At 70.0% G+C, this 7,893-nt stretch carries 7 protein-coding genes; 3 read left to right on the plus strand and 4 right to left on the minus strand.

The genetic code is table 11. From position 1 onward, the window contains the following. Positions 1-534 precede the first annotated feature (534 nt). Together D7Y13_RS34620 and D7Y13_RS34625 are read right to left on the minus strand one after the other, a co-directional pair. Entirely contained in the window at positions 535-753 is a 219-nt protein-coding gene (locus D7Y13_RS34620) for a hypothetical protein (RefSeq protein ID WP_120585539.1), read from the minus strand. 116 nt (positions 754-869) lie between these two features. Further along, positions 870-1,832 (minus strand): ornithine cyclodeaminase family protein, encoded by a 963-nt coding sequence (locus tag D7Y13_RS34625; RefSeq protein WP_120531735.1) that lies wholly within the window; start codon positions 1,830-1,832, stop codon positions 870-872. A 384-nt stretch (positions 1,833-2,216) separates the two neighbouring features. Here D7Y13_RS34625 and D7Y13_RS34630 point away from each other — a divergent pair, with 384 nt between their 5' ends. From D7Y13_RS34630 to D7Y13_RS34640, 3 genes are all read left to right on the plus strand, one after another. Beyond that, the gene (locus D7Y13_RS34630) at positions 2,217-5,045 is read left to right on the plus strand and encodes a serine/threonine-protein kinase (protein WP_158620478.1); all 2,829 of its coding nucleotides are present in this window, start codon (positions 2,217-2,219) and stop codon (positions 5,043-5,045) included. A gap of 232 nt (positions 5,046-5,277) precedes the next feature. After that, entirely contained in the window at positions 5,278-6,057 is a 780-nt protein-coding gene (locus D7Y13_RS34635) for an alpha/beta hydrolase family protein (RefSeq protein WP_255425944.1), read from the plus strand. Beyond that, the gene (locus tag D7Y13_RS34640; RefSeq protein WP_120585542.1) at positions 6,057-6,479 is read left to right on the plus strand and encodes a MarR family winged helix-turn-helix transcriptional regulator; all 423 of its coding nucleotides are present in this window, start codon (positions 6,057-6,059) and stop codon (positions 6,477-6,479) included. The genes D7Y13_RS34635 and D7Y13_RS34640 overlap by 1 nt, the downstream gene beginning before the upstream one ends. A gap of 74 nt (positions 6,480-6,553) precedes the next feature. Here the strand turns inward: D7Y13_RS34640 and D7Y13_RS34645 are convergent, their stop codons facing one another. Next, positions 6,554-7,258 (minus strand): class I SAM-dependent methyltransferase, encoded by a 705-nt coding sequence (locus D7Y13_RS34645; protein ID WP_120585543.1) that lies wholly within the window; start codon positions 7,256-7,258, stop codon positions 6,554-6,556. A gap of 113 nt (positions 7,259-7,371) precedes the next feature. Continuing rightward, on the minus strand, positions 7,372-7,608 hold the full coding sequence (locus D7Y13_RS48350; RefSeq protein ID WP_233595902.1) for a helix-turn-helix domain-containing protein: 237 nt from the start codon (positions 7,606-7,608) through the stop codon (positions 7,372-7,374). Positions 7,609-7,893 lie beyond the last annotated feature (285 nt).

Here is a 7,893-nt window from a genome sequence, read left to right on the forward strand (position 1 = left end):
GAGGGGGAGGCGTTCCGGGGGCGGTCGCACCTTGTGCGTTTTGATTATAGATGGGAATAGCTCGTTTTTCGTGGAGATTGGTGGGAAGTCTGTGGTAATGGCGCCACAGGCGTTGCCGGCAGCGAGCGGCATGCCCACCCTGGTGGGCGTCGGATCAGGCGGATCAGGAATCGCCGCCGACGGGACGCGGTTTCAGAAGGAAGCGGACGTCGAGCGCGGGGCCCGGAAGGACGGGACGCGGGGCGGACGCGGAACATGAAGGTGGCGCGGGGTGGGCGTAAGGCCCTCACTCGTATCCGCCGCGACTTTACGAGGCCCTGCCAGTCGGCACGCGGCCCGGGGCGCTCGCCGGTAAAACTCCAAGGTGCCGGCGAGCGCTCTCTTTTTTGTCCCCGTGCAGGCACGCCCGGCGCCCTGACAGGTCGCACACGGCGGTCCGATGCTTCAGGTGGGATGGGGCACCGGCCCGGCTCCGCGGCCCGCGGCGACCTCTTGCGAGGTGCCAGCGGGCGCTCCGCCTGACAGCCGCGACGGCTACTTCAAGTTTCCAATCACCTGGAGGGTGGTGTCGCTCTTCAGCAGGTTGGAGACGTAGGCGACGGTCTCCTGCTGCTTCTGGAGCATGATCTGGGCCTCGGCGCGGGTGCGATCATCGCCGGTGAGGCCCTGGAGCATCCGCTGCTCCACCGTGTTCAGGCGCTGGTGGGTGTTCATCGCGTCCATCGGCGCCGATTTCGGAATGTTCAAGCCCATGCGAGCCTCCTGTCCTGGGCCGCCCGGCAGGGACACCTCCGGGCGGAGAAGCGGGTGTAGGAGATTATCGCGAAATCCGGCGCGAGTTGCCCCCCTCCCGAAAAATTCGGGTCGGGTCAGGCGTCCCCGACGAGGTCGAAGAGCTGCCCGACGCCCTTCGCCCGGGCCACGTCGTAGAGCGCGCGGGCCAGGGCCACGTCCTGGACGGCCAGGCCGGTGGAGTCGAAGACGGTGACCTCGTTGCCCGTCCGTCCCGGCTTGCGGCCCGCGACCACCTCGCCCAGGGTGCCGGCGAGCTGCTCCTCCTTGAGGAGGCCGTCGTGCAGGGGCACGTTGACCTCGCCGGAGTGGAGCGCCTGCTCCGCGTCGTCGATGAAGACGCGCCCTTCGACGAGCAGGCGCGGATCCAGCTCCTGCTTGCCGGGGGCATCCGCGCCCATTGCGTTGATGTGGGCTCCGGGCTGGACCCATTCGCGGCGGACCACCGGGGCGCGGGCGGGGGTGGCGGAGCAGACGATGTCCGCGCCGGAGGCCTCCTCAAGGCTCACGACCCGGCCGCCCTTCTCCTTCTGGAGGGCCTGGGCGGCGGCGTCGGACACGTCCGCCATGAGCAGCTCCAGGTTCCCGAAGAGGGCGCGGTGCGCGTCGATGAGCACTCGCGCCTGTACGCCACAGCCCACGAGGCCCAGCGTGCGGGGCTGCTTCTTCGCCAGGTACTTGGACGCGATGCCGCCCGCGGCGCCGGTGCGCCACGCGGTGAGCAGCGTGCCGTCCAGGATGGCCAGCGGTGACGCGGTGTCCGGATCGCTGAGGATGTAGACGGCGCGCACGGTGGGCAGGCCGTGCTTCTGGGGATTGCGAGGATGGGCGTTGACCCACTTCACGCCCGCCGCGCCGTCCAGGAACGCCGGCATGGCGCGGAAGTCGCCGTCGTACTTGGGCAGGGACAGGTACACCTTGGGGGGCATGAGCGCGTCGCCACGGCCATGGGCCAGGAAGGCGCGCTCCACGGCTTCCAGTCCGAGTTCGACGGTGTAGAGGCCGCGCAGCTCTTTCGCACTGAGGAGGAGGGTGGGCATGGCGCCGCTATACCCAACCGCGAGCGCCCGCGCACGCGCCACGTCGATCGTCCCCGAAGGGCCGACACTTCGCGACGCGGGAATAGGGAGATGCCACCTGGGCGCGGGATGGCTGGGATTGGCTTGCTTCGCAATCACTGCTCACCGGGGAACGGGCCCGTCACAAAAGAAAAGCATGACGTGTGCGCGACGGGTGATGCCAGACGCCACGCCGCGTTGAGCCTGGGATGTCCGCCTGGATGCTGACCATCCTGGCGGGGAATGCGGGGAAAGGCCGGATGGCACTAGGATGCCCGGCCGATGACCACCTCACGGCACCTCCCGGACACCGGGCCATCCTCACCCCCGAACACCGGTCACCCCACGGGTGACGGTGGCGGTCCGATGGAGCGACCCCTTCATGCGACGCGGGTGGGGCGCTACGTGCTGCTCGCGCGGCTGGGGCGCGGCGGCATGGGAGAGGTGTTCGAGGCGTTCGATCCGGAGCTTCGGCGTACCGTCGCCATCAAGCTGCTGCACGAGCGCCGGCTCCCCGAGGAGGAAGAGGACGCGCGCGCGCTGCGGCTGGTGCGCGAGGCGCAGGCCATGGCGCGCCTGTCGCATCCGAACGTGCTCACCGTGCACGACGTGGGGACGCACGACGGCCGGGTGTTCATCGCCATGGCCCGCGTGGAGGGCGGCACGCTGCGGCAGTGGCTGCGTGAAGGGCCGCACCCGCGACACCAGATCCTGTCCGTGTGCCGGGCCATGGGCCGGGGGCTCGCGGCGGCGCACGCGGCGGGGCTGGTCCACCGCGACTTCAAGCCAGACAACGTGCTGCTGGGGCGGGAGGGCGGCGTCTGGGTGACGGACTTCGGCATCGCGTCGGATGCGAACGCGGAGGCTGGCCCTGGCGTGCCGGTGACGGCGCTCCTCGAAGGGCCCGCCGACGCGCGGCTCACGGCGACGGGCGCGCTGGTGGGAACGCCCGCGTACATGGCCCCGGAGCAGTACGCGGGGCGGGGGCCGGATGCCCGCGCGGATCAGTTCAGCTATTGCGTGTCCGTCTACGAGGCCCTCACCGGCCAGCGCCCCTTCGAGGAGGGGACGCTGCGGCGCATGGCGGTGACGCTGCTGGACTCGCAGCGCGCGCCCCAGGGAGCGGTGACGCCCCGGGTGGAACTGGAGCCGCCCGCGCATCCGTCCCTTCCGGGGTGGGTGCACCGTGTGCTCACGCAGGGACTCGCGGTGGCGCCCGAGCAGCGCTTCGCGACGATGGAGGCCCTGCTGGAGGCGCTGGAGCGCGACCCGGAGGCGGGGCGGCGGAAGCTCGCGGGTCGGTCGCTGGCGGTGGTGGCCGGGTTGATGCTGGGCGTGGGGGTGGCGTGGGTGCGTCCCTCGCCGTGCAGTGGGGCTCCCGCGTTGTTCGCCCAGGTATGGGGATCCGCGCAGAAGGCGGCGGTGGCGGAGGCCTTCGAGCAGAGCGGCGCGCCGGACGCGGAGGGGGCCTTCGACCGGGTGTCGCGCGCCATGGATGCGTACGCGGCGCAGTGGAGCCGGATGCACCGGCAGGCGTGCGAGGCCACGCGCGTGACGGGTGAGCAGCCGGAAGCGCACCTGGCGCTGCGCATGGCGTGCCTGGACCGGCGGCTGCGGTCGGTGGACGCGCTGGGCACGGAGCTGGCGCACGCGGACGCGGCGCTCGTGCAGCGCAGCGCGGAGGCGGTGGATGCGCTCCGGGGCGTCTCCGGCTGCGCGAACGTGGAGGCGCTCTCCGCGGCCGTGCCCCCGCCGGAGGACGCGGCGGCCCGCGCCCGCGTGGAGTCGGTGCGCAAGGAGGTGACGCACGCGCAGGCGCTGCTCGACGCGGGCCGGTACGCACAGGCCCTGCCCGTGGCCCAGGCCGCGGTCACCGCCGCGCGCGCCACGCGCTATCGCCCGCTGGAAGCAGAAGCGCTGCATGTGTTGGGCTGGGCCCACCACCGCCTGAGTCAGTCGCGTGAGGCGATGGCCACGTGGCACGACGCCATGGCCGCCGCGACGGCAGGACGCCATGACGAAGTGGCGCTCCAGGTGGCCACGGAGCTGGTGCTCGGGTTGAGCGAGGCCCCCGAGTGGTTCCCGGAGGCGCACCTGTGGAGCGCGCAGGCGCACGCACTGATTGAGCGGCTGGGGTCCGCGCCGGACCTGGAGGGGCGGTTGGCCAACCACGAGGGCATCCTCGCGCTGAGTGAGGATTCGCTCGACGCGGCAGCGGGGCACTACGCGCGGGCCCTGGCGCTGCGGGAGCGGAGCCTGGGCCCACGGCACGTGGACACCGCGAAGGTCTACAACAACCTGGGCATGGTGCTGCTGCGACAGGGAAAGCAGGCGGAGGCCACGGCGCTGTACCAGAAGGCGCTCGCCATCTACGAGGACCGGCTGGGCCCCACGCACCCGTTGCTCGCGGGGACGCTCACCAACCTGGGCTTCGCGGAACAGGAGGCGGGACACCTGCCGCAGGCGCTTCAGTGGTTGCAGCGCGCGTACACGCTGCGCCAGCAGACGCTGGGGCCGCTCAATTCACAGACGCTGTTGTTGCTACACGACCTGGCGCTCGTGCAGGAGTCGCTGGGCGCGCCGGATCGGGCGCTCGCGCTGCACCGGGAGGCGCTGGAGGGCATGCGTCAGGGCTTCGGCGCGGAGAGTCGCGAGGCCATCGATTCGCTCAAGGCCCTGGCGGGCGCGGAGGAGCGACTGGAGCGGGACGCGGACGCGCTCGCGCACTTCCAGGAGGGACTGGCGCTCCAGCGCAAGGTGTTGCCTCCGGAGGAGTTCGCGGTGGACACGCTGGGCGAGGACGTGGGGCGGCTGCTCGTGGCGCAAGGAAGGCCGAAGGAGGCGGTGCCGCTCTTGCGTGAGGCGTTGGAGTCGAAGTCGCGTTCGCTGGGCGCGGAGCATGCGCGGACCGTCCACAGCCGCACGGCGCTGGGGCTGGCGTACTTCCAGTTGGGGCAGGGCGATGCGGCGCGCGAGCTGCTGGAGACGTCGGAGCGGGTGCTGGCCCCGTTGGGATGGAATCCGACGGACGCGGCGATGACGCACTTCGCGCTCGCGCAGGCACTCTGGAGTCAGCCCGCGGAACATGCGCGGGCGCGGACGCTGGCGCAGAAGGCCGTTGATGGCTTCACGCAGGGCGGATCCATGACCCGGCGCGAACTGGCGCAGGTGAAGCAGTGGCTCGCGAGCCGGTAGGGAAGGGCACCGGCGTCACATCCCGGCAGCGCGTTTCGTAGGGCCGTCCCAGTCCATGCCGGACCTGGGGAACGGGACGCTTGTCGGAAATTACTTCGCATGTTAATTGATTGCTTCACCTGTTAAGTAATCCGTGACTGCCATGGCGGAAACAACACCGCACCTCATCCCCTGCGCTGATGGCTTCGAGCTGCGGGCCACGTTGCACAGCCCCGAGGGACCCGCCGGGGCCGTGGTGCTGATGCACCCCGCCACCGCCGTCCCCGAGCGCATGTACTTCGCGTTCGCCCGACGTCTGGCGAGCGAAGGCTTTGTCGTGGTGACCTACAACTACCGGGGCGTGCAGCCGCACGGCGCCGCGAAGCGGGTCCGTGCCGGATTCAGCACCTGGGCCGAGCAGGATGTGGAAGCGGTGACCCACTGGGCGGCGACGAAACATCCCGGGCTGCCATTGCTGGCCGTCGGACACAGCTTCGGGGGGCACGCCATTGGTCTGTGTGAGAGCAGCCAGCGTCTTCGCGCTGCGGTGATGATCACCTCCCATGCCGGCTGCCTGCGGTTTGTCCGGTCCTGGGGGGAGCGGTTGAAGGTCGCGCTGCTGCTGAAGGTCATCGGGCCGTTCTGCGCCCGGGTCCTGGGGTACGTGCCCGGCAGGAAGCTGGGCATCGGCGAGGACCTGCCCGCCCAGGTGATGTTGGAGTGGAGTCGCTGGACCTCCCTGCCCGAGTATTTCTTCGACGACCCGAGCATGGACGCCCGTGCGCGCTTCAGTCGGCCCCGCATGCCGGTGTTGTCGATTGGCATGGAAGACGATCCCTGGGCTCCTGCGGAAGCGGTCGACCTGATCTCCCGTCACCTCACCGGGTGTCCCGTGGAGCGGCGACAGTTCACCCGCGCGGACAGCGGTGGCCACGACATCGGCCACCTGGGTTTCTTCCGCGAGCGCCATGCCGCCACCCTCTGGCCGGTGGTGAGCGACTGGTTGCACCGCCACGCCACGGAGCGCGCCTGATGGCTCACGACCGCCGCTATGTCTTTCTTCTCACCCGCGCGCAGAAGCGCCTTCAACGGCACATCGAGCGGCACACCGCCGACCAGACGGGTATCAGCGCAGTGCAGGCCGGCGCCTTGTTCGTCATGCTCCGTCAGGATGGGGCGCTGAGCGGCGATCTCGCCACCGCCTTGGACATCGCCCCTTCGGCCGTGACGGGCCTGGCCGACCGCATGGTCCGCGCCGGGTTGATCGAACGGCGGATCGACACGGACGACAAACGCATCACCCGGCTCTGGTTGACGAAGCTGGGCCGCGAGGTCGGCACCCGCGCCCTGGCGGACCTGGGCCCGCTGAACGCCACGTTGACGGAAGGCTTCAGCAAGGACGAGATGACGGTGGTGTCGCGGTGGTTGACCGCGGTGAATGAGCGCTTCAGATAAAACGTCTCAACGCGACAAAGGGGCCGCCACGCTTCGGCTCCGGTGTCGAAACAGCGGGCGCCAACGCCTGACGCTCAAGGTGACGAGGTCAGCTGGAAGACCTTGAACCGCAGGGAGGCGAAGAGCAGGTGTGGCGCCGTCAGTCCGGCCTTTTGTAGCAGGGCGAAGAAGGCCTCGTCGGAGCCGAGCGTTTCAAGCGTCGCAAGCGCCTTGCGCCGCATCGCGAGCTTCTCGGGGGTGGTTCCTGCCACACGCAGTAGTTCTTCCTCCGCGGCCATGAGGACCGGGTCCGTCTCAAAGCTGTCTCCGATGATGAAGGGCGCCCCGGGCTTGAGCCGCCGGACCACTTCACGCAGGAGCGCCAGACGCGTCGCCTCACCTTGGACGTGGTGGAGGACGGCCACCATCTGCGCCCCGTCGAAGGAGGCTCCGGCGGGCAGGCCATCAAGAGTCCCTTCATGCAATTGCATCCGTGCGAGCAGTCCCGCGCCGTTCAATCGCTCGCGAGCCACCGCGAGCATGTGCGGTGACGTGTCCACGCCGGTGATGCGCCACGCGGGCCCGCCATACCGTGTATAGGGCAACAGCTCCTGCCCGGTTCCTACCCCCACGGAGAGCACCGAGGCGGTGTCATTCCCCTTCAGCGTGGATGCCATCGTCGCCGCGACGATCTCGTGCATGGCGTGGTAGCCGGCAAACCCGGCGGTCGTGCCAGCGTCGTAGTGGGAGGCGTGCTCCGGTCCGAAAGGCCGCGGGTGATGATGCTCGTGAGAGGACATGGGGGACTCCGTCCGGCCGGAGGCGAAAGGCCGGCACGTTGACCTGGAAGATACGCTCGGGCTTCTTGGCTGCCAGAGCGGGTCTTCACGTCGAATCGGCGTCGATTTCGGTATCACGGAAGCATCCGAGCGAACCCACCGCGACACGGGCTTCGTGCCGTTGCCTTCGCGCCGCCACCGCAGGTGTCCGGCCCGTGCCTTCGGCGGAACTGCCGGATGAAGTGCGTGACGTTCGTGTAGTCCACCTGCCGTGCGAAGGCGTCCATGGGGGCGTCGGTGCCGCGCAGGCGGCGGGCTTCGGCCATCCGCCGTGCCAGGGTCCACTCGCCCACCAGTGCGCCCAGTCTCACCCCGCACCACGGTGGCCACGTGCGCCGGCGTGCGTGCGACTGCCCTCTCGACGCCGGACAGCGAAATGAGCTTGAGCGCGCTCTTCTCCACGAAAGCGAGTGCCTGGGGGCGAGACCCCCCTGTGTCAGGGAAGTTGTCGCCTCGGCTGAGTGGCCGGGATGACCACGCCTTGGGGGGCGAGAGCAGGCAGGATGCAGTGCCGTACACGGATGGATTCAAGTCACAGATGGTGAAGCGGATGGTAGGCCCGGGCGCGGTGAGTGCCGCCGCGCTGGCCCGTCAGG

The sequence above is a fragment of the Corallococcus praedator genome, from assembly GCF_003612125.1.
Lineage (GTDB): Bacteria > Myxococcota > Myxococcia > Myxococcales > Myxococcaceae > Corallococcus > Corallococcus praedator.

Coding starts and splice junctions, on each gene's coding strand:
- D7Y13_RS34620 (WP_120585539.1), bottom strand. CDS start 753: ATGGGCTTGAACATTCCGAAATCGGCGCCGATGGACGCGATGAACACC.
- D7Y13_RS34625 (WP_120531735.1), bottom strand. CDS start 1,832: ATGCCCACCCTCCTCCTCAGTGCGAAAGAGCTGCGCGGCCTCTACACC.
- D7Y13_RS34630 (WP_158620478.1), top strand. CDS start 2,217: ATGGAGCGACCCCTTCATGCGACGCGGGTGGGGCGCTACGTGCTGCTC.
- D7Y13_RS34640 (WP_120585542.1), top strand. CDS start 6,057: ATGGCTCACGACCGCCGCTATGTCTTTCTTCTCACCCGCGCGCAGAAG.
- D7Y13_RS34645 (WP_120585543.1), bottom strand. CDS start 7,258: ATGTCCTCTCACGAGCATCATCACCCGCGGCCTTTCGGACCGGAGCAC.